General features: G+C 72.8%; 24 protein-coding genes. 9 read left to right on the top strand and 15 right to left on the bottom strand.

Annotated elements, in window-relative coordinates:
• Nucleotides 1–5: 5 nt before the first annotated feature.
• The 3 genes from L6E10_RS11490 to L6E10_RS11480 are packed head-to-tail and all read right to left on the bottom strand — an operon-like array spanning nucleotide 6 to nucleotide 2,938.
• A complete protein-coding gene (locus L6E10_RS11490) occupies nucleotides 6–1,043 on the bottom strand; it encodes a type III polyketide synthase (RefSeq protein WP_308102774.1) in 1,038 nt (345 codons plus the stop codon).
• Nucleotides 1,040–2,179 (bottom strand): acyl-CoA dehydrogenase family protein, encoded by a 1,140-nt coding sequence (locus L6E10_RS11485; RefSeq protein WP_236219483.1) that lies wholly within the window; start codon nucleotides 2,177–2,179, stop codon nucleotides 1,040–1,042. The genes L6E10_RS11490 and L6E10_RS11485 overlap by 4 nt, the downstream gene beginning before the upstream one ends.
• A 3-nt stretch (nucleotides 2,180–2,182) precedes the next feature.
• Complete coding sequence (locus tag L6E10_RS11480; RefSeq protein ID WP_236219482.1) at nucleotides 2,183–2,938, bottom strand: bifunctional 2-polyprenyl-6-hydroxyphenol methylase/3-demethylubiquinol 3-O-methyltransferase UbiG; 756 nt, start codon at nucleotides 2,936–2,938, stop codon at nucleotides 2,183–2,185.
• Between the two features lie 3 nt (nucleotides 2,939–2,941).
• On the opposite strand from L6E10_RS11480, the gene L6E10_RS11475 reads away from it, so the two are divergent.
• The 4 genes from L6E10_RS11475 to L6E10_RS11460 all read left to right on the top strand — a co-directional run bounded on the left by L6E10_RS11475 (nucleotide 2,942) and on the right by L6E10_RS11460 (nucleotide 6,409).
• Complete coding sequence (locus L6E10_RS11475) at nucleotides 2,942–3,727, top strand: UbiA family prenyltransferase (protein ID WP_236219481.1); 786 nt, start codon at nucleotides 2,942–2,944, stop codon at nucleotides 3,725–3,727.
• Nucleotides 3,728–3,983: 256 nt separating this feature from the next.
• The gene (locus tag L6E10_RS11470; RefSeq protein ID WP_236219480.1) at nucleotides 3,984–4,394 is read left to right on the top strand and encodes a hypothetical protein; all 411 of its coding nucleotides are present in this window, start codon (nucleotides 3,984–3,986) and stop codon (nucleotides 4,392–4,394) included.
• Nucleotides 4,391–5,560 carry a zinc-dependent alcohol dehydrogenase gene (locus L6E10_RS11465; protein WP_236219479.1) on the top strand — a complete coding sequence of 390 codons (1,170 nt, stop codon included), beginning with the start codon at nucleotides 4,391–4,393 and terminating at the stop codon, nucleotides 5,558–5,560. Before L6E10_RS11470 ends, L6E10_RS11465 begins: the two co-directional genes overlap by 4 nt.
• A 39-nt stretch (nucleotides 5,561–5,599) precedes the next feature.
• On the top strand, nucleotides 5,600–6,409 hold the full coding sequence (locus tag L6E10_RS11460; protein WP_236219478.1) for an MBL fold metallo-hydrolase: 810 nt from the start codon (nucleotides 5,600–5,602) through the stop codon (nucleotides 6,407–6,409).
• Between the two features lie 141 nt (nucleotides 6,410–6,550).
• Here L6E10_RS11460 and L6E10_RS11455 read toward each other — a convergent pair whose 3' ends face one another.
• The 10 genes from L6E10_RS11455 to L6E10_RS40265 form a co-directional block, all read right to left on the bottom strand.
• Nucleotides 6,551–6,691, bottom strand: coding sequence for a hypothetical protein (locus L6E10_RS11455; RefSeq protein ID WP_236219477.1), 141 nt, complete (start codon nucleotides 6,689–6,691; stop codon nucleotides 6,551–6,553).
• 77 nt (nucleotides 6,692–6,768) lie between these two features.
• Nucleotides 6,769–7,713 (bottom strand): acyltransferase domain-containing protein, encoded by a 945-nt coding sequence (locus L6E10_RS11450; protein ID WP_236219476.1) that lies wholly within the window; start codon nucleotides 7,711–7,713, stop codon nucleotides 6,769–6,771.
• A gap of 62 nt (nucleotides 7,714–7,775) precedes the next feature.
• Nucleotides 7,776–8,939: a globin domain-containing protein gene (locus tag L6E10_RS11445; protein WP_236219475.1), complete on the bottom strand. Its 1,164-nt coding sequence runs from the start codon at nucleotides 8,937–8,939 to the stop codon at nucleotides 7,776–7,778.
• Between the two features lie 156 nt (nucleotides 8,940–9,095).
• Nucleotides 9,096–10,181, bottom strand: a complete 1,086-nt coding sequence (locus L6E10_RS11440) for an acetate/propionate family kinase (RefSeq protein WP_236219523.1) — start codon at nucleotides 10,179–10,181, stop codon at nucleotides 9,096–9,098.
• The gene (locus L6E10_RS11435; protein WP_236219474.1) at nucleotides 10,178–12,508 is read right to left on the bottom strand and encodes a phosphoketolase; all 2,331 of its coding nucleotides are present in this window, start codon (nucleotides 12,506–12,508) and stop codon (nucleotides 10,178–10,180) included. The genes L6E10_RS11440 and L6E10_RS11435 overlap by 4 nt, the downstream gene beginning before the upstream one ends.
• 487 nt (nucleotides 12,509–12,995) lie before the next feature.
• The gene (locus L6E10_RS11430) at nucleotides 12,996–13,994 is read right to left on the bottom strand and encodes a nitroreductase (protein ID WP_236219473.1); all 999 of its coding nucleotides are present in this window, start codon (nucleotides 13,992–13,994) and stop codon (nucleotides 12,996–12,998) included.
• A gap of 229 nt (nucleotides 13,995–14,223) precedes the next feature.
• A complete protein-coding gene (locus L6E10_RS11425; RefSeq protein ID WP_236219472.1) occupies nucleotides 14,224–15,687 on the bottom strand; it encodes an aminotransferase class I/II-fold pyridoxal phosphate-dependent enzyme in 1,464 nt (487 codons plus the stop codon).
• Nucleotides 15,688–15,728: 41 nt separating this feature from the next.
• Nucleotides 15,729–16,628 carry an SDR family oxidoreductase gene (locus tag L6E10_RS11420; RefSeq protein ID WP_275676412.1) on the bottom strand — a complete coding sequence of 300 codons (900 nt, stop codon included), beginning with the start codon at nucleotides 16,626–16,628 and terminating at the stop codon, nucleotides 15,729–15,731.
• Nucleotides 16,629–16,837: 209 nt separating this feature from the next.
• Entirely contained in the window at nucleotides 16,838–17,569 is a 732-nt protein-coding gene (locus L6E10_RS11415) for an ATP-binding protein (protein WP_236219471.1), read from the bottom strand.
• A gap of 93 nt (nucleotides 17,570–17,662) precedes the next feature.
• Nucleotides 17,663–17,797: a hypothetical protein gene (locus L6E10_RS40265; protein ID WP_275676411.1), complete on the bottom strand. Its 135-nt coding sequence runs from the start codon at nucleotides 17,795–17,797 to the stop codon at nucleotides 17,663–17,665.
• A gap of 393 nt (nucleotides 17,798–18,190) precedes the next feature.
• Between L6E10_RS40265 and L6E10_RS11410 the strand changes: the two genes are divergently transcribed.
• From L6E10_RS11410 to L6E10_RS11400, 3 genes are all read left to right on the top strand, one after another.
• Nucleotides 18,191–18,538, top strand: coding sequence for an STAS domain-containing protein (locus L6E10_RS11410; protein ID WP_236219470.1), 348 nt, complete (start codon nucleotides 18,191–18,193; stop codon nucleotides 18,536–18,538).
• Complete coding sequence (locus L6E10_RS11405) at nucleotides 18,538–19,293, top strand: ATP-binding protein (protein WP_236219469.1); 756 nt, start codon at nucleotides 18,538–18,540, stop codon at nucleotides 19,291–19,293. Before L6E10_RS11410 ends, L6E10_RS11405 begins: the two co-directional genes overlap by 1 nt.
• A gap of 229 nt (nucleotides 19,294–19,522) precedes the next feature.
• A complete protein-coding gene (locus L6E10_RS11400) occupies nucleotides 19,523–21,442 on the top strand; it encodes a 4-alpha-glucanotransferase (protein WP_236219468.1) in 1,920 nt (639 codons plus the stop codon).
• Nucleotides 21,443–21,453: 11 nt separating this feature from the next.
• Here the strand turns inward: L6E10_RS11400 and L6E10_RS11395 are convergent, their stop codons facing one another.
• Together L6E10_RS11395 and L6E10_RS11390 are read right to left on the bottom strand one after the other, a co-directional pair.
• Nucleotides 21,454–22,644 (bottom strand): glycosyltransferase, encoded by a 1,191-nt coding sequence (locus L6E10_RS11395; protein WP_236219467.1) that lies wholly within the window; start codon nucleotides 22,642–22,644, stop codon nucleotides 21,454–21,456.
• A gap of 201 nt (nucleotides 22,645–22,845) precedes the next feature.
• The gene (locus tag L6E10_RS11390; protein WP_236219466.1) at nucleotides 22,846–23,127 is read right to left on the bottom strand and encodes a hypothetical protein; all 282 of its coding nucleotides are present in this window, start codon (nucleotides 23,125–23,127) and stop codon (nucleotides 22,846–22,848) included.
• A 265-nt stretch (nucleotides 23,128–23,392) separates the two neighbouring features.
• Here L6E10_RS11390 and L6E10_RS11385 point away from each other — a divergent pair, with 265 nt between their 5' ends.
• Together L6E10_RS11385 and L6E10_RS11380 are read left to right on the top strand one after the other, a co-directional pair.
• Nucleotides 23,393–23,683, top strand: a complete 291-nt coding sequence (locus tag L6E10_RS11385) for a DUF4342 domain-containing protein (RefSeq protein ID WP_090097082.1) — start codon at nucleotides 23,393–23,395, stop codon at nucleotides 23,681–23,683.
• Between the two features lie 390 nt (nucleotides 23,684–24,073).
• Nucleotides 24,074–25,621, top strand: coding sequence for a VWA domain-containing protein (locus tag L6E10_RS11380; RefSeq protein ID WP_236219465.1), 1,548 nt, complete (start codon nucleotides 24,074–24,076; stop codon nucleotides 25,619–25,621).
• Nucleotides 25,622–25,623 lie beyond the last annotated feature (2 nt).

Here is a 25,623-nt window from a genome sequence, read left to right as displayed (position 1 = left end):
GATGCTCACCTCGCGCGCAGTAACGTGATGTAAAGGGTCAGTCCCGGACCGAACGCCATCGCCACCACGGGATCACCCGGCCGCGTCGCGCCGCCGCGGAGCAGTTCGTCGAGGACCATCAACACCGTTGCCGACGAACAGTTCCCGTGCTCGCGCAGCACGTGCCGCGACGGTTCGAGCGCTTCCGGCGCCAGGCCGAGCTCGTGCTCGACGGTGTCGAGGATGCGCGGGCCACCGGGGTGCACGGCCCAGCCCCGCACGTCGGGCACGGTGAGACCGTGGTCGTCCAGCAGGCGTTCGACGGCCCGCCTCACGTGTTTGCCGAGCACCTCGGGCACGTGCGGGGACAGCGTCATCCGGAAGCCGTGGTCGGTGACGGCCCACGTCATGTGGTCCGCCGTGGCCGGATCGGTGACCGCTCCGGTGGCGACGACCTCCAGCCCGGACTCCTGCGGTCGCAGCACCACCGCCGTGGCCGCGTCGCCGAACAGCGCGTGGGACACGATCTGGCCCATGTCCGAGGTGGTCGGCTGGACGTGCAGGGAGGTCAGCTCCACGCACAGCAGCACGGCCGGGCGGTGGTGAGCGGTCACGTAGTCGGTGACGGCCGCCATCGCGGGCAGGGCCGCGTAACAGCCCATGTGGCCGACCATCAGCCGTTGCGCGTCATCGGCCAGTTCCAGCGACGACGCCAGCTGCACGTCGAGTCCCGGCGCGGTGTAACCGGTGCACGACACGACGGTCAGCTGACCGATGTCGGCGGGGTCGAGGTCGGCGGACGCGAGAGCGGCGGAGACGGCCTCGTGCCCCAACGGCCGCGCGTACTCGTTGTAGAGCCGCATCCGCTCACCGGTCGTGGACTCGGACAGGTCCAGGTCCAGCGGGCTGACGACGGCGTGCCGGCGCCGCACGCCCACCGCCGCGAAGATCCGCTCCGCGGCCCTGCTGCCTCCCAGCAGCGGGCGGAAGTGCTCGTCCCACAGGGTGTTCTGCTCGACCGCCCGGGGCAGTGCGGTGGCGATCGCGGCGATGTGCGCGGTCACCAGCGCGCCTCGTCGGGGTTCTCGCCCAGGGCGCTGGCGCCGAGCCAGTCCGCGCACACGTCCGACGTGGCCGGTTGCAGCGCGCCGCACCGGGCGTCGCGGTAGAGCCGTTCCAGCGGATGGCCCCGGCGGGTGGCCGAGGCGCCCGCCGCCTCCAGCACCGAGAACGCGACCTGGGCGGCCGTGTCCCCGGCGATCAGCTTCGCCCGCCAGACCCAGCGGTTCGTCTCGGGGCTGCCGGGGTCGTCGGTGACGAGCGCGGCGGCCTTCCTGACGACGAGCTCCGCCGCGGCCACCTGCACGTCGGCGCGCCCGAGGCGGGCGCGGACCATGGGAAGCGTGTGCAGCCCGCGTTCACGCAGGTGCTCCGCTCCATGCCGCAGCACGGCCTGAGCGACACCGACGTAGACGGCGGCGTAGGAGGCGACGAGCCACTGGGGCATCACCTGCGCGAGCAGCAGCGCGGCGCCCTCGATCCCGCCGACGAGGGCGTCCTCGCCGACCTCGACGCCCAGGTGCAGGTCGTGGCTGGCCGTGGCGCGCATGCCGAGCGAGTCCCAGACCGGCCGCACCTCCACGCCGGGACCGGCCGGAACGAGGAAGTACGAGATCCGCGGCTCGTCGGAGTGCCTGTCCCTGGCGGCGACGAGGTACGCGTCCGCGTGGCCCGCGCCCGAGACGAACGTCTTGGCGCCGTCGATGCGGAAACCGGAACCCGTCCGCTCGTAGGAGGTGCGCACCTGCGACAGCCGGGAGCCGATGCCGGGTTCGCTCATCGCCACCGCGTACAGGGCGCCCTCCGCCGCGGCCTTGAGGACGCGGTCGCGGAAGGCGAAGAAGCTCTCCGTGCCGCCGAACTGGCGCACCAGCTCGTCCGGTGTGGAAGCGAGGGCGCCCGTGACGGAGGCGTGCATGTTGAAGATCAAGGCGGTCGCACCCGCCCCGCTGCCGAGCCGCATCGCCACGTCGGTGTACTCGGCGAACGACGCACCGGCGCCACCCAGGTGCGGCGGTGCCATCAGGCCGAGCAGTCCGGCCTCGCGCAGGTCGTCGAAGTCCTCCTCGGGGAAGGCGCCGGCGGCGTCGTAGCGCGCCGCCCGGCCGGCCATGCGTTCGGCCAGGGAGTGGAGGTCCAAGGCTCATCCCTTCTTGCGGCCGGCACCCTGGAAGAGCACGGCCGTGGTCGCGGTCGGGACCATGCGGACGGGACGCCCGCGGCGCACCGGCCACGTGAGCAGGTCGAGCAGTGACGGGCGAATACCCCGCAACGCCAGCCGTACACCGTGGCGGGCACATTCGCGGACGAGGGCGGCGCGGTCGACGAGCAACGCGGGATCGTGCACGCCGCGCGGCGCGAGACCGACGCGCTCCGCGAGGCCGATCGCGACCAGGCGGCACACCGCGGTGTCCGCCAGCGTGTCGAGCACCAGCAGACCACCGGGCCGCAGGATCCGGCACGCCTCCGCGACCGCACCCGCGAGGTCGTGCACGTGCTCGAGGATCTCGCCCGCGACCACGACGTCCGCGCACTCGTCGGGCAACGGCACAGCGAGCACGTCCCCCAGCACGGGCTCGATGCCGCGCGCCTGGCGCAGGCTGGCCTCCGACAGGTCCACGCCGATGTGCCGGTACCCGCGCAGGTGCGGTGCGAGCAGGCCCGCGCCGCAGCCGAGGTCGACGAGGACCGCACCGGGCCGTGCCGCGGGGACGAGCCGGGCACGTGCGGCGGCGAGCCAGTGCAGCATGACGAACGGGCCGCGCGGGTGCCACCACTGCGCGGCGAGCCGTTCGTACAGCTCGGGGTCGTTGGGTTCGAGCTCGTTCTGCGGCTTCGCCGGCAGCTGGCAGAGTGGAGATCCGTGGGTCGTACAGGAGCTCTTGCGCGTTCGTGTCATCCGATGCCCGCTCTCGCCGTCACCGCGGTCGCGGCGGCGCTGGCCGTGACGACCGGGAGGTCGCCGGGAGGGGTGGTCGCGGTGGCCGCGGCGGTGTTCGCGGGCCAGCTGTCCGTGGGATGGCTCAACGACCTGCTGGACGCGGACAGGGACGCGAACGTCGGCCGTGCCGACAAGCCGGTGGCGGTGGGCACCGTGTCGCGGGAGCTGGTCGCGACCGCCACGGTCATCGCTGCGGTCGCGGCGGTCCTGCTGTCGTTGCTGTCCGGGGTGGACGCCGCGCTCGTGCACGTCGTGACGCTGTGCTCGGCCTGGGCGTACGACTTCGGGGTGAAGGCGACGGCGTTCTCCGTCGTGCCGTACGCGGTCTCGTTCGGCCTGCTGCCCGCGTTCGTCACGCTCGGCGGTCCGGACGGCCGGTGGGCGCCTGCGTGGCTCCTCGTCGCCGGTGCCGTGCTGGGCAGCGCCGCGCACTTCGCCAACGTCATCCCCGACCTGGAGGACGACGCCGCGACCGGTGTGCGCGGTCTGCCGCACCGCATCGGCGGGGCGGCCAGCGCGGGAGTGGCGGCCGCGCTGGCGGTGATCACCGGAGTGGTCCTCGCCCTCGGCCCGCCGGGTCCCGTCACGACGGCGGGACTGGTGGCGGTGCCGTCGTCGGTGGTGATCCTCCTGGTCGGCAGGGTGCGGGGCCGGCGGGCCGGGTCGCGGGCCCACTTCAACGCGCTGCTCGTGGTCGCCGTCGTCGACGTCGTCCTGCTGATCATCACCGGGGGTACCGAGCTCTAGCCGTCGGCACCGGTGGTGCGTGCCGGCGCCGCGGCTGAGCCGCGCCGGCAGGTGCGACCACGGCGCTGACCGCCGGTGCGGCCTTGCTCACCGCGGCTCGGGTCTGGGACATGACCATTCCAACGGGGGAGCGGGGACGGGCTTCGGTCGTGCCCGGCTACCCGTGCCCCCGCGCCGCAAACAGACGTCACCACCCGGTTGTTCCGCATCGCCGGGGGTATCCACGGCCCTCGTGCTCCGAGAAAGGGCCGGATACATGAACACAGCAGGAAAAGCGCTCCTGGCGGCGGGGGTGGTGACCGCCGTCGCGGTGGCGAGGCGGTGGCGCGGCGGCTCGGACGACCAGGGCTCCGGGCAGTGGCTGGCCGTGACGGTGTACCGCGCTCCGGAGGAGGTGCAGGCCTCGCTGCCCGAGGACCTGACCCGGTGGCGTGACCAGTTCGAGCTGCGCATCCAGCCGGCGACCGGCGACAAGGGCACCGAGCTGCGGGTGAAGCCGACCGGTGACGTGTCCCGCCACGACCTCAGGCTCGCGCTGCGCCGGGCGAAGTCGGTGCTGGAGGCCGGTGAGGTGGTGCGTCCCGACACCGCGCCCACGCATCCGGGGCCGCTGGGCAAGGCGTTGCGGCTCGTGACGAACCAGGCGGGAGGAGGTGGCCGGCTGTGAAGGCGCTGTGCTGGGAGGGGATCAACGACGTCCGCGTGCAGGACGTGCCCGACCCCGAGTTGCTGGGCGACCAGGACATGATCCTCAAGGTGCGGCTGAGCACCGTGTGCGGCTCGGACCTGCACCTGCTCACCGGGCACATCCCGTTCATGCAGGCGGGGGACGTGATCGGCCACGAGTTCATGGGCGAGGTCGTCGAGGTCGGGTCCGGTGTGACCCGGCACCGGCCCGGTGACCGCGTGGTGGTGTGCTCGTTCATCGCGTGCGGCCGGTGCTGGTACTGCCGCAACGAGCTGTACTCGTTGTGCGACAACACCAACACCAACCCGGCGATCACCCAGCACCTGTGGGGGTCCGATCCGGGGGGCATCTTCGGCTACTCCCACGCCATGGGCGGCTTCCGGGGCAGCCACGCGGAGTACGTGCGCGTGCCGTTCGCCGACCACACCGCCATCCCGATCCCCGACGCCGTGGACGACATGAGCGCGCTGTTCACGTCGGACTCGGCGGCGACCGGGTGGATGGGCGCCGACCTCGGCGGGGTCAAGCAGGGCGACGTCGTGGCCGTGTGGGGCGCGGGCGCGGTGGGGCAGATGGCGGCCCGCGCCGCCCAGCTGCTCGGCGCCGAACGGGTCCTGATCATCGACCGCTTCGACTACCGCCTGCGGCAGGCCGAAACGATGTTCGGGGTGGAGACGGTCAACTACGCGGAGACGTCCGTCGGCGACGCGTTGCTCGACGCCACCGGTGGCCGTGGACCGGACGTCTGCATCGAGGCCGTCGGCTGCGAGGCGCACTCGACCGGCCCGCAGTACGTCTACGACCAGGTGAAGAGCAAGCTGAAGCTGGAGATGGACCGCCCGATCGCGGTGCGGGAGGCGATCTACCACTGCCGCAAGGGCGGCTCGGTGTTCGTCCTGGGCGTCTTCACCGGCATCGTCGACAAGTTCCCGCTGGGGGCGATGATGAACAAGGGCCTGACGGTCCGCGGCGCGCAGCAGCACGGCCAGCGCTACATCCCGATGCTGCTGGACCGGATCGCCTCCGGTGAGCTCGTCACCGACCACCTCGCGACGCACGTCATGCCGTTGAGCGAGGGCGCCCGCGGCTACGAGCTGTTCAAGAAGAAGGAAGACGACTGCGTCCGTTCGGTCTTCCGCCTGTGATCGACGTTCACGGTGCGGATGCCGGGGTAGCCGACCGGCATGAGCGCCGATAACCCGGGACCGGGCTCGCTGCACTTCGTCGGCAACGCCACGACGGTGCTGCGGCTCGGACCCTTCACCCTGCTGACCGATCCCAACTTCCTCCACAGAGGACAGTGGACGCACATCGGCCAGGGCGTGGTGTCGAGGCGGCTCACCGATCCCGCGGTCGAGATAGCCGACCTGCCCGAACTGGACGCCGTCGTGCTCTCGCACCTGCACGGCGACCACTTCGACCGGGTGGCGAGCAGGGAGCTCCGGCGCGACCTGCCCGTGCTCACCACCCCGCACGCGGCGAAACGCCTGGTGCGGCGCGGCTTCCGCGAAGCCGCGCCGCTGCGCACCTGGGAGACCGTGACGCTGTCGCGCGGGCCGGCCAGGCTGACGGTCACCTCGCTGCCGGGCCGGCACGCGCTGGGGCCGCTGGGCCGCCTGCTGCCCCCGGTGATGGGCACGATGCTCGAGTACCGGGAGGCGGCGGGCGTTCTCCCGTTCCGGATCTACCTCAGCGGCGACACCCTGGTGCACCCCGAACTGGGCCGGATCCGCGAGCGCTTCGACGGCATCGACCTCGCGGTGGTGCACCTCGGCGGCACCAAGGTGCTCGGCGTGCTGCTCACCATGGACGGCAAGCAGGGCGCGGACCTCCTGGAGCTGCTCGCCCCGCGCACCACGGTTCCGGTGCACTACGAGGAGTACGGGGTGATGAAGTCGCCGCTGTCGGACTTCACCTCGGAGGTCGCGCGGCGGCAGGCGGGGTTCGACGTGCGGGTGGTGGAACGCGGGGACACCTTCGTGCTGCCGAGCTGACCACCGCGACCGGTACCGCGTTGCGACCGGTACCGCGTTCAGGCTCCGGAGGCCTCGCGGCACCGACCCGGGGCAGCAGGCCGCCAGCGCGGGAAGGACTCCGCGCTGGCGGGTGAATCACCAAGATGGTCCTGCGGCCGGTCAGCCGTGCGCCGACCGGGCGAGCTGTCCGCCGGTGGGCGTGCCCCGGCTCCCGAACGGCTCGGGCCGGGCCGCGACGGCGGCGGGACCGCCGGGTACCGGGCGCTTCCGCGGCATCTCGAACGGCGCGTCGTCGGACATGCTGCTGGGTAGCCGCGGCCGGCGCGTCCAAACGCCGCTACCCCGACCGGTCGTCCGGCGGTTCCCGGCGGGCCTCGCTACAGGGCGAACCGGCCGCTGCGCCACTGCCAGTGCCGCCCGGCCCGCAGGTGGTCGACGACCGCGCGCTGGAGCACCGTGCGGCGCGGCAGGTCGTCGAGCGGGGTGGTCAGGGTGCGGAAGACGAACCGCCGCACCTCGACGTCGGCGTCGATGCCCTCCGGTGCCTCGTAGGGCTCCAGCTCGAACCTCCGCTGGAACCGGATGATGTTGGAGTCCTCCGGCAGGTACTCGCGCAGCTGCGGGTCGAGCAGCCACGAGCCGCAGGAGAACGCCGTGTAGTGCTCCTCGGGGAAGTGGCGCGGGAAGAACGCGCGTGCCTCGTCGAGCGACGCGTCGACCGCCTCCGGGGTGAGCGGTCCGGAGTCGGGCACGTGCAGGCCGAGGGCCGTGTCGCCGCGCTGGTGCTGCAGCCGGCCGAGCTCGTGGACGCCCCCGCGCACGTGCAGGGTGAGCCAGCTCTGCATGACCGGCCAGCCCTCGCCGCGCATCCGGCGGTCGACCGCGAGGTTGCGGCCCAGGTCCGCCAGCGTCGCCCACGAGACGGCGTCGTCGATGCCGTGGTCGCGGTGGTACTCCCTGACGACGTCGACCAGTGCGAGGTAGGCGTACACGTACAGGTGCCGCCAGGCGAGGCCCCGGTCCCGCGGCAGTTCCGGTCCCGGTGGCAGCCAGCCGCCGCCACCGAGGTCGGCGCGCACCAGCGCGATCGAGCGGTCCAGCAGCCACCGCAGCTCGTCGGTCCACAGTGGAGAGTCGGCGTCCGGCCAGCCGGCCAGGATCTCGGCGGCGTCGTCCGGCGGCACCGCGAGCCGGTCCAGGAGAGCCGGTGCGCCGGCCTTGGCGGGCAGCGGGGCGGACGGCCGGTCGCCGGCGAGCCGGTGCACGCGTTCGACGTCCGCGACCGGAACTCCGAGTCGTGCCGCGGTGTTCTCGAGATCCACGACGACGACCCTACCGGCCGCGCGGCCGGTAGGGAGGCGTGAGCGTGCGGCCGGCGGGGAGGTCACCGCTTGAGCATGCCGGGCCCGAAGACCTCGTACCTGACGTCGTCGGAGTGCATCCCGCGGCGGAGGAGCCCGGCGCGCACGTCACGCATGAAAGCGATGGGACCGCACAGGTACGCGACGGCGTCGGCGGGCAGTGGGATCGCTTCCACGTCGACCCGGCCGGCCTGCCCGCCGTCGTCACCGTTTTCGTACCAGGTCAGCTGGTCCGGTCCGGCGAGGCGCGCGTACTCCTCGCGGTGGGCGTGGCGGTCGGCGGAGAGCTCGGCGTGCACGGCGACGACCTCGCGCGCCGGCTGGGTCGTGGCGAGGTGGTCGAGCATCGACATCATCGGGGTGATGCCGATGCCCGCGCTGACCAGCACCACGGGACGGTCTCCCGCGGTGAGCACGACCTCGCCCGCCGGAGGGCCGAGCAGGAGCGTGTCGTCGGTCCGCACGTGGTCGTGCAGGAAGCTGGACACCGCGCCGTCCGGCGTGCCGTCCGCGCCGCGCACCCGGCGGACGGTGATGCGCAGCTCGCCGCGGCCGGGCGCCTGCGACAGCGAGTACTGGCGCGGCTGCCGGTGGCCGTCCGGCAGGTCGACCGCCACGGACACGTACTGGCCGGGCTCGAACGCCGGAACGGGACCGCCGTCGTCGGGCACGAGGGTGAACGACACCGTGTCGACGGCTTCCTCGTCGCGCTTGGCGACGCGCCACGGCCGCCACAGGGTGTCCGGGGTGACGCCCGCGGCCTGGAACAGCCGGGCCTCGGCGGCGATCAGCGTCACCGCGAACAGCCAGTAGACCTCGTCCCAGGCGGCGGCGACCTCGGGTGTCACCGCGTCACCGAGGACGGTGGCGACGGCGCCGATGAGGTGCTTGCCGACGATGGGGTACTGGTCGGGACGCACGCCGAGCGAGACGTGCTTGTGGGCGATGCGCTCGGCGATCGGGCCGAACGGCGTCCCGTCGAGCAGGTGCTGGGCGTACGCGACCACCGCGGAGGCGAGCGCGAGCTGCTGCTTGCCGCTGGCCTGGTTGCCCTGGTTGAACAGGTTCAGCAGCTCCGGGTGCGCGGCGAACATCGACGGGTAGAACTCGGCGGTGATCTCGGCGGCGTGGTCGCGGACGACGGGCAGGGTCGCCCGCACCACGGCGGCTGAAGCAGCGGACAGCACAGGTAGCTCCTCGGGGATCGGCGGGAACCGGACGTGCGGCCCGTGTTCCTGACACCTCCTGAGCCTGCGCGATCACCCGTTGCGGATGCAGTTAGGAAGGTCGCTGCCTGCTAGGGACCTTCGTCCCGGGACCCGCACGAAATCCACTGTGGACAGTCAGCGGAGCAGGGCGCGGGTCTGAGCGGCGATCTCGACGTCCTCACGGGCTTCGAGCACCCACACCTGCACGCCCGAGCCGTCCCTGCTGATCCGGGCGTCCCGCGGGTCCTCGGTGTTGAGCCGGGTGTCGAGGTCGACGCCCAGGAATCCCAGGCCGGCGGCGGTGTCGGCGCGCAACTCGGCGTCGTGCTCGCCGATACCGCCGGTGAACACGAGCAGGTCGAGCCCGCCCAGCGAGGCGGTCATGGCGGCGATGCCCTGCCGCAGCCGGTGCACGTACACCCGCAGCGCCAGGAGCGCGTGCTCGTCGCCCTTGCCCGCGGCTTGGCGGACGTCGCGCAGATCACCGCCGACCTCGGACAGCCCCGCCAGCCCGGCGTGGTGCTCCAGGCCGTCCTCCAGGTCGTCCAGCCCCAGTCCGGCGCGTTGCAGCCACAGCAGCAGACCGGGGTCGACGTCACCGCTGCGGGTGGCCATCACGAGCCCCGCCAGCGGGGTGAAGCCCATCGTCGTGTCGACCGACCGCCCGTTCGCCACGGCGGCGAGCGAGGCGCCGGAACCCAGGTGGCAGTTCACCACGCGGGCACCGGGCGTGCCCGCCAGCTCGGCGGCCCGCCGGGACGCGTAGGCGTGCGACAGGCCGTGGAACCCGTACCGGCGCAGATCCCACTTGCGCCGCCAGGCCGCGGGGACGGCGTAGGTCGTCACGGCCGCGGACATCGTGGTGTGGAAGGCCGTGTCGAAGCACGCGACGTGCGGAACACCGGGCAGCAGCCGCCGGGCCGCGTCGATGCCGGCGAGCGCGCGCGGCTGGTGCAACGGCGCCAGCCCGGTGAGCCCTTCGATCCCGGACCGCACGTCGTCGTCGACCACCGTGGCCTCGGTGAACTCGGGACCACCGTGCACGACGCGGTGCCCGACCGCGTCCACGTCGGGCGCCTCCTCCAGGAAGTCCTCCAGCGGGCCGGTTTCGTCCCCTCCGGACCAGCGTTCGAGGGTGGTCTCGGCGAGGACCTCCTCGTCGCCGCCGAGCACGCGCAGCTTCAGGCTGGAAGAACCGGCGTTCACCACGAGAACGTTCATCGCCACGCCCAGTCGCGCACCTCGGGCATGTCCTCGCCGTGCTCGCGGATCCACGTGTGGTGGCGGTTGCGCTTGTCCTGCATCAGCTGCCGAAGGCGGGCCGCCTTGGGGCCGAGTCCGGGAACGCGGTCGATGACGTCGATGACGAGCCGGTAGCGGTCCATGTCGTTGAGCACGAGCATGTCGAAGGGCGTGGTGGTGGTGCCTTCCTCCTTGTAGCCGCGGACGTGCAGGTTGTGGTGGTTGGTGCGGCGGTAGGTCAGGCGGTGGATGAGCCAGGGGTAGCCGTGGTAGGCGAAGATCACCGGCCGGTCCGCGGTGAACAGCGCGTCGAACTCGCGGTCGGGCATGCCGTGCGGGTGTTCGGTGTCGGGTTGCAGTCGCATCAGGTCCACGACGTTGACCACGCGAACCCGCAACGACGGCAGGTGCTCGCGCAGCAACGACACCGCCGCCAGCACCTCGACGGTGGGTGCGTCGCCGGCGCACGCGAGCACGACGTCGGGTTCGTCGACGCCGTCGTCGCTGCTCGCCCACTCCCAGATGCCCGCGCCGCGGGCGCAGTGCAGCTCGGCCTCGTCGATCGGGAGCCAGTCGGGCGTGTCGTTCTTGCCGGCCACGATGACGTTGACGTGGTCCTTGCTGCGCAGGCAGTGGTCGGCGACGCAGAGCAGGGTGTTGGTGTCCGGCGGCAGGTAGACGCGGACGACCTCGGCCTTCTTGTTCATGACGTGGTCGATGAAGCCGGGGTCCTGGTGGGAGAAGCCGTTGTGGTCCTGGCGCCACACGTGCGAGCTGAGCAGGTAGTTCAGCGACGCGACGGGTCGGCGCCACTCCAGCTTCTTGTGCGTCTTGAGCCATTTGGCGTGCTGGTTGAACATCGAGTCGACGATGTGGATGAACGCCTCGTAGCAGTTGAACAGGCCGTGCCGGCCGGTGAGCAGGTAGCCCTCCAGCATGCCCTGGCACAGGTGCTCGGACAGCACCTCGACGACGCGGCCGTCGTGGACGAGGTGCTCGTCGACGGGCAGCGTCTCGGCCTGCCACTGCTTGCCGGTCACGTCGTAGACGGCGTCGAGCCGGTTGGAGGCGGTCTCGTCAGGGCCGAAGATCCGGAACGAGCGCGCGCCGGCGTCGAGTTCGACGATGTCGCGCAGCATCCGGCCGAGCACGCGGGTCGGTTCGGAGTGCGTGGTGCCGTGTTCGACGACCTCGGCGGCGTGCGCGCGGATGCCGGGCATCTTGAGCTCGCGCAACAACAACCCGCCGTTGGCGTGCGGCGTGGCACCCATCCTGCGGGCGCCGTCCGGAACCAGGGCCGCGAGCTCGGGCCGCGGGGTGCCGTTCTCGTCGAACAGCTCGTCCGGCCGGTAGCTGCGCAGCCACGCCTCCAGCTGGCCCAGGTGTTCGGGGTTGTCCCGCACTCCGGCCAACGGGACCTGGTGCGCACGCCACGTGTTCTCGACCGGCTTGCCGTCCACTTCGGACGGACCGGTCCAGCCCTTGGGACTGCGCAGCACGATCATGGGCCAGCGCGGCCGGTCCTCGGACCCCTTGACGCGGTGGATCTCGTCGACCACCTGGTCGAGCACCTCGGCCATCCGCGCGTGCATCGCCTTGGGTTCGTCGCCTTCGACGTAGTACGGCGCGTAGCCGTAGCCGCGCAGCAACGCGTCCAGCTCGTCGTGCGGGATGCGGGCGAGCAGGCTCGGGTTGGCGATCTTGTAGCCGTTGAGGTGCAGGATCGGCAGCACCGCCCCGTCACGCCGGGGGTGCAGGAACTTGCCGGCGTGCCAGCTGGCCGCGAGCGGCCCGGTCTCGGCCTCACCGTCACCGACGACGCACGCGACGATCAGGCCGGGGTTGTCGAACGCGGCGCCGAACGCGTGCGCGAGGGAGTAGCCCAGTTCGCCGCCCTCGTGAATGGAGCCGGGCACCTCGGGCGCCACGTGGCTCGGCACGCCGCCGGGGAAGGAGAACTGGCGGAACAGCTTGCGCATGCCGTCTTCGTCACGCGGCACGTCCGGGTAGGTCTCGCTGTAGGTGCCCTCCAGCCAGGTGTTGGCCAGCAGCGCGGGACCGCCGTGACCGGGACCGGTCACGAACATCATGTCCAGGTCGCGGTCGCGGATGACGCGGTTGAGGTGGGCGTAGAGGAAGTTCAGCCCCGGCGTGGTGCCCCAGTGGCCCAGCAGACGGGGCTTGATGTGCTCCGGTGCCAGCGGTTCGGTCAGCAACGGGTTGTCCAGCAGGTAGATCTGGCCGGCCGACAGGTAGTTGGCTGCTCGCCAGTACGCGTCGACGAGCTCCAAGTCGGCGTTCGGCATCTCGTGCTCCTCACTAGGTTTCATCGCCTCCCACGCTGCCGTCGCGGAGGATCACCGGACAGGGCCTGCGGTCCACGCGGACGAGGACCGAAGTCCCTGGGTTCCCTCGTGGGCGGTCGTGCACACCACGATCAACTTCCGGTGCGCTCCGGGAAGCGGGGACGGTGATGTGGTTCCGGAAGGCTCCGGGACGGGCTGGTGCACCACGAGAACGGGGACGTGGTGCGTTGGTGCAGCGCGGACGATCGGCTCGTGCGGCTGGGCGCGGCCCAGTCCGGCGGAGTGGCCCAGTGCGGCGGAGTGGCCCAGCGCGACTGGGCGCGGCCAGCACGGCGGAGTGGCCCAGCACGCGGCCGTCACCCGCTCCGCCCCGACCAGCGCGGTGCCCTGCGTCGACGGCCTTCGGTGTGCCGGTCCGCGGTGCTTCGTGCCGCCCGTCCGCGGCAGAGCGGGAAGCAGGCTCGGCGGCGGGACCGGAGTCCCGTCGTCAGCAGGGCGCGTGCTCGTCGGCGTCCACCAGCAGCTCCGCGACGGGGCGCCGCGGCGTCGCCGGGACCGGGGTGCTGAACCCCACCCGCAGCACGGTCTGCGGCACGAGCATGCCGCCGAGCGCGCGCCTCAGGTTCTCGCGGACCCGCCGCACCTCGACAGGCTGGGACAGGAACGACGCCGACAGGCCGCGCGTGGTCGCCGTGAGCAGGACGCGCTGCATCGCCTGTCCTGCCTGCAGTTCGCCGAGCGGGCCGTCGTAGAACGAGCAGAGGACCACCACGAGCGGGTCGGACTCGTAGTCCTTGCCGGGGTGGCGCTCGGGGCCCTGGAAGTCGCGGAAGGCCCACTCGTCCTGCATCGCGGGCCGCACCCCCGCCGAGGCGGGCGGCACGCCGTCGGCGGCGCCGGGGCGGTGGCCGGTGAACGCCGCGAGCTCGGCCTGCACGCCCTCGTCGCCGAGCTGGATCTCGTGCGCCTGCCGGACGAACCGCTTGAGCTGCGCCCGGTCCTGCGGCGTCGAGATGACGTGCAGCCACGAGCGCTCCAGCTCGGCCGCCCTGACCAGGGCGTGCCGCTGCCGGGGGTCGACCGGCGCCTCGAGGAACGGGGTGCGGTTGGTGCGCCGGCGGGGAACGGCGTCGAGCAGGGCGCGGTTCTCGGCGTTGATCTTGATCGAGCCGCCGCGCCGGACCACCGCGAGCGCACCCGGCGCGTCGTGACCGGGCAGCATCGACACCAGCGGGCGCACGCCCCGGGCCTCCAGCGCGAGGCGCAGGTTGAACAGCGCCGCGCCGCACGAGAGCCGCAGTGCGCGGTCCTCCGGGTCGGTCGCGGCCAGCCTGCGGCCGTGGTCCGCGTACAGCTCGATGCGGTCTCGCTTCACCTGGAACCGCCAGGGCTGGGTGTTGTGCACGGACGGCGCGAGCGACGCCGCCGCGAGCACGCCCTCGACCTGGTCGGGCCCGAGCCCCAGCGCCGCCGTCACCTGAGCCATGTTCTTCACCCCGTCGTGTTGCCTGGTTCGCGTCGTACCGCTCCACTGTCGGCGACGCCACCGGGCCGGTCCCACCGTCGAAGGTCCCGACCTGACCGGGACCGCTCGGCGACGACACCGGCGTGGTCGCCGGTGTCGTCAGCGAGTCCGGGGTGCGGTCCGTGCGATCGCGGTCGTGACGGACCTCCACCTCACCTCTGAGGAGGCGCACCGCGCGCACGCCTGGACCTCACGGCTTGCGCGCCACCACGCGGAAGCTCTTCAGCTCCGGGTCGGACGGGTCGGGCAGGGTCATCCCCGCGTCGAGGCCGCTGCGGACGTAGTCCACGACCTCCTGGGTGATGACTTCGCCGGGCAGGACCGCGGGTGCGCCGGGCGGATAGGGCGTGACCATCTCGGCGCTGATGCGGCCGACGGCCTGCTCCGCGCCCACCTGCTCGACCTCGGCGAAGAACGCGTCCCGCGGCAGCATCGCCGTCTCCAGCTGCAGCTCGTCCGGTGACGGCAGGTCGACCTGCGGCGGTGCGGGCAGATCGGCCTTGACCAGCGCGGACAGCGCTTCGAGCAGGATGGCGGCGGTGCGGTGGTCGTCGGCGTGGGTGAAGTGGGCGACGACGCGCCGGTGGTCGGAGAGGCCGAGCGTGACGCGCTGGTGCTCGCGCAGCCAGTCGGTGGCCTGGTAGCCGCTGATGCCGAGGCCGGACACGTCGATGGTCATCTTGAGCGGGTCGAGTGCGTGCGCCAGGCCCTTCCCGATGAACTCGGCCTCGCCCATCACGCGCAGGCCGGGCAGGTCGTTGATGGCGTCGCGGGTGGCGTGGGCGAGTGCGAGGGCCGCCGTGAGCAGTTCTTCGCCGTGCTGGACCATGTGCCGCCGCCAGCCGTCGAGGGTGGCGTAGACGATGGACGTGGGGCTCGTGGTGGCCAGCAGGTCCTCCCGCGCCTTGAGCACGTCCGGGTCGACCAGGTCGCCCCGCAGGTGGAACACCGAGCTCTGCTCCACCGCGGCACCGGACTTGTGCACGCTGGTGACGACCACGTCGGCACCGGCGTCCATGCCCCACTGCGGCAGGCCGGGGTGGAACGGCAGGTGCGCGCCCCAGGCCTCGTCCACGATCAGCGGCTTGCCGAAGGAGTGGCAGACCTCGGCGATCGCCGCGATGTCACCGCAGGTGCCGTAGTCGTTGGGCGTCACGAGCAGCATGCCCTTGGCCTCGGGTTCGGCCTCGAACAGCTCCCGTACCTCCTCCGGGCCCGGCGGGTGGGAGAGGTGGCGCCCGGCGTCCCAGTGCGGCGACAGCCACACCGGCGAGACGCCGCTGAGGATGAGCGCGGAGATGACGGACTTGTGGGCGTGGCGGGGCACGATGATCTTCTCGTGCGGTCCCGCCACCGACAGCATCGCGCTCTTGACCGACAACGAGCTGCCGCAGGTCGAGAAGAACGCCTGGTCGGCGTCCACGGCCTCGGCCATCAGCTGCTGGGCGTGCTCGACCACGCCCTGGCTGCCGGTCCGGTCGTCCAGGCCGTTCACCGGGATCACGTCGGCCGCGAAGACGTCCTCGCCGAGGACGTCGAGCACGCGCGGGTCGGCTCCCCGTCCCTGGCGGTGGCCGGGTGGGGTGAACGGCGTGTAGCCGCGTTCGCGGTAAGCCTGCAACGCTTCCAGCACCGGTGCCCTGTTCTGGTCCATGGTGGAGGTTTACCGCGACGCGGCGTTCGAACCGCCGAAGATCAGGTGAGCAGCTGACCGCCGGTCACACCCAGGACCTCCCCGGTGATGTAGCTCGACTCCTGCGAGGCGAAGAAGACGTAGGCCGGTGCCAGCTCGGCGGGCTGCGCGGCGCGGCCCATCGGGGTCTGCGCGCCGAAGTCCCCGACCTTCTCGGCGGGCATCGTCGCGGGGATCAGCGGCGTCCACACCGGGCCGGGTGCGACGGAGTTGACCCGGATGCCCTTCTCGATCAGGTCGGCCGAGAGCGCCTTGGTGAAGTTGACGATCGCGGCCTTCGTGGCCGCGTAGTCCATCAGCGGGGGAGAGGGCATGAACGCCTGGATCGACGAGGTGGTGATGATCGCCGATCCCGGCGGCATCAGCGGCACCGCGGCCTTGCACAGCCAGAACATCGCGTAGATGTTGGTCTTGAAGACGCGGTCCAGCTGCTCGCTGTCGATGCCGAGCAGCCCGTCGCTCTGCGCCATCTGGTAGGCCGCGTTGCTGACGAGGACGTCGATCCGTCCGAACTCCTCGCGTGCCCGCTCGACCAGGTCGCGGCACGCGTCCTCGCTGCGCAGGTCGCCCGGCGCCAGCACGGCCTGCCGCCCGGCGTCGCGCACGAGCTCGGCGGTGCGCTCGGCGTCCTCCTGCTCCTCTTCGAGGTAGGACAGCAACACGTCCGCGCCCTCCCTGGCGAACGCGAGCGCCGTCGCGCGGCCGATGCCCGAGTCCCCGCCGGTGATCACGGCCTTGGTGTCGGTGAGCCGGCCGCTGCCCCGGTAGGTCTTCTCGCCGTGGTCGGGCTCCGGCCCCATCTGCCGGTCGGTGCCGGGGTGCGCCTGCTCCTGCCCCTCCTGGGCATCGGGACGCGGGTACTGCTCCCGCGGGTCCTGCCGGGTGTACTGGTCTGCGGACATCTGCTGCCACCTCGCGACGATCGGCCTTCGGAACCGCAGGTGTTCCCGCCGAGATCGCGTTCAACCGCACGGACCACCGGATCACACGCCGTTCCCCGGCGGATCCGCCCGGCCGGTCACGGCGCCCCTGTTCCGGGAGTGGTGATCGCCGGCTCCTCCACTGTGGACTGATCCGTGCCGGGAGGGCGACGGTCGTTCACCCGGCAGAACTAACGCTGTCGCCGGATCGGCAGGACGGCCCACACGACCTTGCCACCGCCGAAGGACGGGGTGCTGCCCCAGGCGAGGCACATCCGGTCGACGAGGTCCAGTCCGCCCCGCCACGGTCCGGCGCGGTGGGCCGGGGGGTCGGGGTTGTCGTCGACGACGGCGAGGGACAGCCCGCCGGCGCGCAGTCCGACGCGCAGCAAGGGTTCGCAACCGGAGTACCGGACCGCGTTCTCGACGAGTTCGCTCACCACGAGCAGCGCGTCGTCGGCCACGGCGGGCAGGTTCCACTCCTCGCAGGCGGAGCGGACCGCGTCCCTGGCCATCAGCGGCGCGACCAGCGACCGCGGCAGGCTCAGGCGGCGGTGGCGCCGCAGGGGAGGTCCTTCGGCGCGCTCCAGTGCAGCGGCCATGTCGGTCGTCGTCGCCACGTGGCGCGTCACGCCGCTGCGCCTGAGGTCGCGCTGGTGCCGTGCCGTCTCGGCGAGGAGCACCAGCGGCACGTCCGGCCAGTGCGAGATCTTCGTCCAGACCGTGGCGAAGACGGACAGCATGGCGTGGCTCGCCGACTCGAAGTCCGGACCGAGGCGGACGACGATCGCGACCGGCACCCCGGTCGCCTGCTCGATCAGCCCGTCGCGCAGCTCGGCGTAGGTGGACAGGTCCAGCCGCCCCACCGGGGTCGCCACCACCACACCCGCGAGGTCCGCCGTCCGCACGCTGATGTCCGTCACGTGCCCGCGTCCTGCCGCGGACCCGGCCTCAGCGGGTGCTCGCGCAGGACGACCGTGACCGTGCGCGCTTCTTCTTCCCGCACGGCGATCAGCTCACGCCCGCGCTGGCGGGGAGTGCGCCGCCAGCCGCCCGGCCGGCGCTTTCTCCAGGCCGCCGTCGCAGGCCTTGAGCAGCGCGTCCGGCGTCCAGCCGTGGCCGACGAGGCAGCCGTGCCCGGGGGAGGCCACCGGAGCGGGCGGGGACGGCCGACAGGGCGGAGGAACCACGCGCCGGGATGTGCGGCACCACCGCCGCGGCGGGCAGTCCGGGGACGGGAGCGCGCAACGCCTCCACTGCGCCGGCGGGGGCTCCGGCGGCAAGGTCTCGTGGCACTGGTGCTCCTCTGCCTCGTGTCGTCGGGACGGGGTACCCCGCGCTCCCGAAGCGACACTTCGGGGCCGTTGCTCCGTTCGGCCCCGCCGCGGGTTTCCGGGTCGACGGCAGGGCCGGACGGTAATACGGTCGTACCACCTGCCTTCACCGCCAGGTCGGGTTCAGCAGGTAGCTCGGCCGATGCGGCGCCACCTCACAAGGGATGCCGTATGACTGAAGAAGCTTTTGAGCACGATGAATTCGCGTCGGTGCGTGTCGCCACGATCGACGCGGCCGTGGTGGTCCGGATAGCCGGTGAGGTCGACGCCTTCACGGAGGCGGCGGTCCGCGACCCCCTCTTCGAGGCCCTCGACGCCACGCCACCGGTGGTGGTGGTCGACCTGGAGGAGGTCTCCTTCATCGGGTCCACCGGTCTGCGTGTGCTCGTGGAGGCCTGCGAGCAGGCGAGACGCGATGGCGTCGACCTGCGCGTCGTCGTGAACACGCGCCCGCTCCAGCGGCTGCTGGAGGTCAGCGGGCTCGACGGGCACCTCCCGGTCGCCGGGTCCCTGCACGACGCGCTCGTGAGTGCGGGAAGCGCCGCGAAAGCCGGCTGATGACCGGACTGCGGAGCGAACAGCGGTTGAGGTGCAGCGCCGAGGAGCGCGAGGGGTGCGCGGTGATCCGCCCCGAAGGCGTTCTCGGGCACTCGACCTACGGCGTGCTGCGGGACTTCATGCTGAAGTGCGCCGTCGAGCAACCCCGGGCGCTGGTCGTCGACCTCAGCGCTGTGAAGATCGCGACGAACAGCGTCCTGAACGTGTTCACGACGGTGTGGCTGCGCATCAGCGACTGGCCCGCGCTCCCGGTGCTGGTGGCCACCGGAGCCGCGTACGTCGACCTGTTCCGGCGCGCACCCGCGAGGCGCTACGTCGGGGTGTTCGGCGAGGTGGGTGAGGCGCTGGCGAACGTCGACCGGCCGCAGCCGCGCCGGCGCGCGCACCGGAACCTGCCGCACGACCTGGGCAGCCCCCGCGCCGCCCGCCGGTTCGTCGCGAGGACCTGCGCGGGGTGGGAACTGCCGGACCGGCTGACGCAGGACGCGGTGCACGTGGCGTCGGAACTCGTGCAGAACACCGTGGAGCACACCGGCTCCGAGGCCCGGCTGCGGCTGGAGCTGCGCCGCGGCCGGCTCACCGTGGCGGTGGGTGACGACGACCTGGCTCCGGCCGTGCTCGTCGACCCCGCGAGCGACGCCCGCAACGCGGGCAGGGGTGTGCACATCGTCGCCCAGCTCGCGAAGACCTGGGGGTGCGTGGTCGACGCGGCAGGGGGCCGCAAGACGGTGTGGGCGGTGCTCGGCAGCCGGTAGCCGTGGTGGTCCGGCTCGACGTGCACCGGTCCGGACGCACAGGCGTCCCTTTTCGAGCCGCAACCTTCGACGGCCTGCTCGATGCGGTTCGCAGACCGCCCGGCGGAACCCGAAGCGCCTCGGCACCGATGACCACCGCGTGGTAGCGCGGCATCCAGGTCCACCAGCGCGTTTCAGCGCGGTCCGCGCGGGAAGTTCGGGTGCGGAGCGCCGAGGAGCTGATGCGCGCGTGGTGGACGACGACGACCTGCACGAACTGGCCGAGGCCTTCGGGGTGTCGACCTCCTACCGCGGCGCCGGTCAGGAGCGGCTGCCGGTGGACCGGCCGGTATTGCGGGCGGTGCTGGAGCAGTTCGGGCTCGACACCTCGAGCGCCGCGGCGGTCCGCGGTGAGCTGGCGGAGGTGCGGCGGCGGCGCTGCGCGGGCGTCCTGCCGGAGACCGTCGTGCTGAGCGGCCGGCAGGCCGTGGCCCTGCCGCGCGCCGGGGTCGTGCACTGCGAGGGAGGCCAGGAGATCCCGGTGAACGGCCGGGCGCGCGCCGACCGGCTCCCGTTCGGCGTGCACCGTCTGGAAACGGAGGACCAGCGGGTGCTGCTGCTCGTGACCCCGCGCGGGGTGCCGACGCCGTTGCCCGCCTGGGGGTGGACGGTCCAGCTGCACGCGCTGCGCTCGGGGAAGTCCTGGGGCATGGGCGACTTCGGCGACCTGAGCTCGTTCGTCGGCTGGTGCGGTGAGCTCGGTGCGGGCGCGGTGCTGCTGAACCCGGTGCACGCCGTCACGCCCGTCTCGCCCGTCGAGCGGTCCCCGCACTCGCCGTCGAGCAGGCAGTTCCTGAACCCCCTCTACCTGCGGGTGGAGGACACCGCCGCGTACCGCCACGCCCCGGCGGAGATCCGCGAGGTCGTGGACGAGCTCCGGCCGTCCGGCGGCGAGCTGGTGGACCACGACGAGACGTGGCAGGCCAAGCTGGCGGCCCTGGAGCTGCTGTGGTCGCACGCTTCGCCACCGGACGGGCCGCCGCGTCCCGAGCTGGCGCGGTTCGCGACGTTCTGCGCGCTGGCCGAGCGGCACGGTGCGGACTGGCGGCGCTGGCCTGCCCGGCTGCGGCACCCCGATTCGCCCGCGGTGGCGCAGCAGGCCGCGCGGCTCGCTCCCCGCGTCGCGTTCCACGCGTGGCTGCAGCGGTTGTGCGCCGAGCAGGTCGCGAAGGCCAGGGACTCCGCCGACCTCGCCGTCGGCCTGATCGGCGACCTCGCCGCGGGGGTGGCGCCATCGGGCGCGGACGCGTGGGCGTCGCAGGACGTGCTGGCGCTCGGGACGACGATCGGCGCCGCTCCCGGGGAGGACTGGGGAGTGCCGCCGTGGCGTCCCGACCGGCTCGCCGCCGCGGGGTTCGCGCCGTTCCGCGACGTCCTGCGCGGCGTCCTGCGGCACGCCGACGGCATCAGGGTCGGCCACGTCGCCGGGCTCTGGCGGCAGTGGTGGATCCCGCCGGGTGAAGCGCCGCAGCGGGGCACCTACGTCCGCTACGACGCCGAGGCGATGCTCGGCGTGCTCGCGCTGGAGGCCCACCGGGCGGGCGCGGTGGTCGTCGGGGAGGACCAGGGGGAGGAGCCGGAGGTGACGCGGGCGCTGCACGACCGGGGGATGCTCAGTTCCGCGGCGCTGTGGTCCCGGCAGGGGTGCCGGCCCCTGCCGCCCGACCGCTGGCCCGCCCAGGCGGTGGCGACCCTGTCGGCGCACGACCTCCCGACCGCGACGGGCTTCCTGCGCGCCGAGCACGTGCGGGTGCGCGCGGAGCTCGGACTGCTGGAGCTGCCCGCCGGTCAGGAGCGGGCACGGGCACGACTCGACCGGGACGAGCTCGTCGACCTCCTTCTCGCCGAGGGGCTCGTCGACGAGGACGCCGGCGAGCAGGAGGTGGTGGTGGCGATGCACGAACTGCTGGCGCGCACGCCGTGCCGGCTGCTGCTGGTGGCACCGGAGGACCTGCTGGGAGAGACGCGCCAGGCCGGCTTCCCCGGCTCCGCCGGGGAGTACCCGAACTGGCGCATCCCGTTGCCCGTGCCCCTGGAGGAGCTGCGCGACGCCCCGGTCGTGCGGGTCGCCGTGCAGCCGTTGCGGCGCGCTCGCCCGCCGCTGGGATGACGCTCCCGCCGCTACCGGGCGGGATCCGGTGACACGGCGGTGGTGACCTGCGAGGCGGCACCGGCGCGTTCGTACGCGCGCAAGACCTCCTGCGCCACGTGGTTCCAGGAGTAGCGGGCGGAGACCCGGTCGCGGCCCGCGATCGCGCACTCCTGGCGCAGCGTGTCGTCCATCAGGAGCCTGTGCAGCGCCCGCGCCTGGCTCTCGGTGTCGTCCGGCGGGACGAGCAGGCCGGTGATGCCGTCGACGACGATGTCCGTGAACTCGCCGGTCGCGGTGGCGACCACCGGGACACCGCACGCCATGGCCTCGACCGCGATCCCGCCCGACGGCTCACCCGCGGGCGCGCACACGACCGCGTCGGCGGAGCGGAGCAGGGCGGGCATCGACTCGTGCGGCACCATGCCGACGAAGGTCGTCCGGGAGGCGACGCCGAACTTCTCCGCTCGTGCCCGCAGCTCGGCGGCCTCGCGCTCGCCGTCGGGGAGCCCGGTGATCAGCAGCTCCGCGCAGTCCACTCGCGACAGTGCGACGAAGACGCCGTCGATGCCGCGCGCGGCCGGTGGCGGACTCGCGACGACCACGCGGTACATCCAGTCGCGCCGGGCCCGCGGCCCCTCCGGGGTGAACCTGTCGACGTCGACACCGCTGCCGATGATGGAGATCTTCTTCCGGTCGACGCCCTTCCTGGCGAGGGCGAACGCCTCGTCCGAACCGGCCGCGACGACGTGGGCCGCTTCTCTGCCGACCAGCAGCTCGATCTTGCCGCGCTCGGCCGAACCCCCGTCGGTCGTGCGGTGCTTCCCCGGCTTCGCCAGCGAGTGGAACGTCTGGACGACGGGAGCCCCGGCCCGCCTCGCGCCCAGCACGCTCACCAGCCCCGACATCCACCCGTGCCCGTGCACCACGTCCGGCGGCGTCACACCCCACTCCCGGGTGAGGGACGAGGTGAAGCCGCCCAGATGTGCCAGGACCTCGGCGTCCGCGAGCCTCTCCGCAGGCCCGGCGGGCACCTGCACCACGTCGAAACCGCGATCGGTGCGCACCCGGTCCGGCAGCTCCGGATCGGCCCGGCGGCTGTAGACCACCACCTCGTGACCGCGCCCGGCCAGCGCCGCCGAGAGACCGGCGATCTGGGCGCCGAGCGGGTCCACGCCCTTGCCCAGCGGGTTCGAGCGGACGGACACCATTGCGATCTTCACTTGAGCGCTCCCACAGTCGAGGTGCGGCGAGCTGCGTTCTCAACTCGAAGTCACCGAACGCTGACGGTCGGCGACTTCGGCGGATACCCCGGCCGGCCCGGCGGAAACACCGGTGTGGACGGTCACCCTGCCGGGTGAGATCGCCTGGGCCGGTGCCGAGGTTCGTGTTCGCGACAGCCGGGCTGGAGGCGGTCCCCGGGGTCACGGCCGGGACACCGATGTGCGGGTCCGCCTGCCGGGGGTGTTCGCCTGGTCCCGCCCGCGTGCCGGCGTCTGCTGGTGCACACCGTGCCGCAGAGGCGTGTTGCCGTCGGGCGAATGCGCGGGTGAGACGGGCGAGCCACCGGCCGCGCCGCTGACCGGCGGGGCGTTGCGCCGGTCGCCCGGCGCGGGTTCGGCACCGCCCGCGAGCTCCTCCGATCGTGCCGTGATCACCTGCAGCACCGGAGCGCGGTTGCCGTGCTCGCGCTCGTGGTCCCGCACGCGTTCGAGCTCCTCCTCGGTGAGCGACCGGATGCGGTGCTCCAGGTCGCTCGGTGCTGGTAGCGATCCGTCAAAGGGGGTTGTCCAGCCACGTCGGTCGGCTACCCGGCGCCGGGGGTGGCGAACGGGGCCGGCTCGGGGACGCGGGCCTCCGGTGTTCTGAGGGGAAGATCAGGTGGAGGTCAGGGTCGAACCCTGATGGCAGGCGTCCCCACCGCGGGCAGGCTGGAAGTCGTCAAGGGGAAACCGCAGTCCGAGGAGAGTCATGAGCGAACCCAAGGCCGAGTCCACCCGCACCACCGTCGACTCGGTGGTCGACGCCGTGCGCGGGCTGGTCAGCGAGGGCATCAACCGTCGAGTCGTCGTGCGTGACAGCAAGGACGACGTCGTGCTCGAGGTGCCGGTGGCTCTCGGTGTCGTCGCGGCGCTGGCCGCTCCGGTCGCCACGACCATCGGCGCCGGCGTCGCCCTGGTGGGCAAGTGCGACATCAAGCTCGAGGACCGCCGCCGTCCCGGCGCGCAGCCGGCCACGACGGCCGGGGCCGACCAGGTGTAGTCCGCGCAAGGTGCGGTCCGCGCAGGGGCGGTCCGCACAGCTGCGGTCAGGAGTTCCGCAGGGGGAGCCCGGCAGGCGCCGTCGCCAGAGGTGACGGCGCCTGCCGCCGTGTTGGGCCTGCCGCCGTGTTGGGCCTGAGGCGGGTGGGGCCGCCGCGTACGCCGCACGTCGCGTCTGCCGTGCTTCGCGTCTGCCGTGCTTCGCGCACGCCGCGCACGCCGCGCACGCCGCGCACGTCGCGCCCGTCGCGCTTCGCGCACGCCGCGCCCGCCGCGCTTCGCGCACAACAGTTGGACGCGCCACGCGCATCGCTGGTGCGCCCGCGCACTCCCCGAAATCGGAACCAACGAGTTCTGGTCGTGCCGAGCCCCGTTGTCTAAGGTGTCCGCCATGGTGCGACCACGACGGGTGACGGCGCCTGTCGTCGGACTTTCGGTTCTGCTCGTGTTGTCCATCGCCGCCTGGATCGGTGGAGAAGTCATCATCGACCGCCTCTCCGCCACCCGCTGCACCAACCCGGCCACCGTCCAGGTCACCGCCGCCCCCGCGGTCGCGCCGGCGCTGACCGAGGCGGCCTCGAAGCTCGACGTGGGGGAGGGCTGCTACCGCGTCGTGGTCGAGGCCCAGGCGGCGCGCGAGACGATGGCCCGGCTCGTCGACGGGAGCGGGGCGCCGTCGGTGTGGGTGCCCGAGTCGACGATGTGGTTGCGGCAGGCGCGGGACTCCGGGGCCTGGCGGGTGCCCGAGGCCGGGGTGTCGGTGGCGCTGTCGCCGGTGGTGCTCGCGGTGAGGGATCCGGCCAAGGGCAGGAGCTGGCGGGAGCTGATCGGGCCGGGAGCCAAGGCGGTCGCGGGCATCGCGGATCCCGCCAAGGACCCGGCGAGCCTGTCGGCGTTGCTGGCGGTGCGCGGGTTCGCGTCGAACGAGAAGGACCCGGCGGCGGCCACGGTCGCGGCGATCCGGCCCGTGTCGGCGGACTACTCCGAACGCGCCGACGACCTGTTCGGCCGGCCGCTCGACGTGTTCCCCACGTCCGAGCAGGCCCTCGAGAGGCACAACTCCACGCCGGGCGCGGCGAGGCTGACGGCGGTCGCCGCGGAGAACCCCGTGCCGCCGCTGGACTTCCCGTACGTCGTGCTGCCCGACGCGGGGCAGGAGCAGCGGCAAGGGGCGGAGAAGTTCCTGAACCACCTGCGGTCCGGGACGGACCTGCGGAAGTTCGGCCTGCGCGCGCCGGACGACGGGGCCGCCGGGCTGGACCAGGACTTCGTCGACGAGACGCTGCGGCTGTGGAGCGGGCTCACGCTCACCGCGCGGGTGCTGGCCGTGCTGGACGTGTCCGGCTCGATGAACCAGCTCGTGCCGCGGACCGGGACCACGCGGATGGCGCTCGCCGTCGCCGCCGCGGAGCGCGGGCTGGGGTTGTTCAAGCCCGCCACGCAGATCGGCCTGTGGAAGTTCTCCACGAAGCTCGACGGCGACAAGGACTACAAGCAGGTCCTCCCGTTCGCGTCGGTCAAGGAGCACGTCGCGAACGGCCAGGCCGTGGCCGCCGTGCGGGCGACGCGGGCGACGGCGAACGGGGCGACCGGTCTCTACGACACCACCCTCGCCGCGTACCAGGAGGCGAGGAGGAACTGGGAGCTCGGCCGCATCAACATCCTCGTGATCATGACCGACGGCCGCAACGAGGACTCCGACTCGATCAGCCAGAGGCAGCTGCTCGACGAGCTCGGCAAGCTGCAGGACAAGCGCCGGCCGCTGCCCGTCATCGCGATCGGCATGGGGCCGGACGTGGACGTCGAGGAGCTGACCCGCATCGCCGACGCGACCGGTGGTCACGCGTTCACGACCGTCGATCCCGCCGGCATCAGCGACATCTTCGCGCAGGCGCTGAGCACGATGCTGTGCCAGCCGCCCACGTGCCGTCCACAGTAGAC

It is taken from the genome of Lentzea sp. CC55, from assembly GCF_021056325.1.
GTDB lineage: Bacteria > Actinomycetota > Actinomycetes > Mycobacteriales > Pseudonocardiaceae > Lentzea > Lentzea jiangxiensis.
This window is presented reverse-complemented; position numbering and strand designations above follow the sequence as displayed.

What these genes read in the sequence shown, in the direction of transcription:
- L6E10_RS11435 (WP_236219474.1), bottom strand. Translation starts at nt 12,508, where the DNA reads ATGCCGAACGCCGACTTGGAGCTCGTCGACGCGTACTGGCGAGCAGCC.
- L6E10_RS11460 (WP_236219478.1), top strand. Translation starts at nt 5,600, where the DNA reads ATGAGCGCCGATAACCCGGGACCGGGCTCGCTGCACTTCGTCGGCAAC.
- L6E10_RS11455 (WP_236219477.1), bottom strand. Translation starts at nt 6,691, where the DNA reads ATGTCCGACGACGCGCCGTTCGAGATGCCGCGGAAGCGCCCGGTACCC.
- L6E10_RS11420 (WP_275676412.1), bottom strand. Translation starts at nt 16,628, where the DNA reads ATGTCCGCAGACCAGTACACCCGGCAGGACCCGCGGGAGCAGTACCCG.
- L6E10_RS11405 (WP_236219469.1), top strand. Translation starts at nt 18,538, where the DNA reads ATGACCGGACTGCGGAGCGAACAGCGGTTGAGGTGCAGCGCCGAGGAG.
- L6E10_RS11430 (WP_236219473.1), bottom strand. Translation starts at nt 13,994, where the DNA reads ATGGCTCAGGTGACGGCGGCGCTGGGGCTCGGGCCCGACCAGGTCGAG.
- L6E10_RS11385 (WP_090097082.1), top strand. Translation starts at nt 23,393, where the DNA reads ATGAGCGAACCCAAGGCCGAGTCCACCCGCACCACCGTCGACTCGGTG.
- L6E10_RS11380 (WP_236219465.1), top strand. Translation starts at nt 24,074, where the DNA reads ATGGTGCGACCACGACGGGTGACGGCGCCTGTCGTCGGACTTTCGGTT.
- L6E10_RS11440 (WP_236219523.1), bottom strand. Translation starts at nt 10,181, where the DNA reads ATGAACGTTCTCGTGGTGAACGCCGGTTCTTCCAGCCTGAAGCTGCGC.
- L6E10_RS11480 (WP_236219482.1), bottom strand. Translation starts at nt 2,938, where the DNA reads ATGACACGAACGCGCAAGAGCTCCTGTACGACCCACGGATCTCCACTC.
- L6E10_RS11470 (WP_236219480.1), top strand. Translation starts at nt 3,984, where the DNA reads ATGAACACAGCAGGAAAAGCGCTCCTGGCGGCGGGGGTGGTGACCGCC.
- L6E10_RS11425 (WP_236219472.1), bottom strand. Translation starts at nt 15,687, where the DNA reads ATGGACCAGAACAGGGCACCGGTGCTGGAAGCGTTGCAGGCTTACCGC.
- L6E10_RS11475 (WP_236219481.1), top strand. Translation starts at nt 2,942, where the DNA reads ATGCCCGCTCTCGCCGTCACCGCGGTCGCGGCGGCGCTGGCCGTGACG.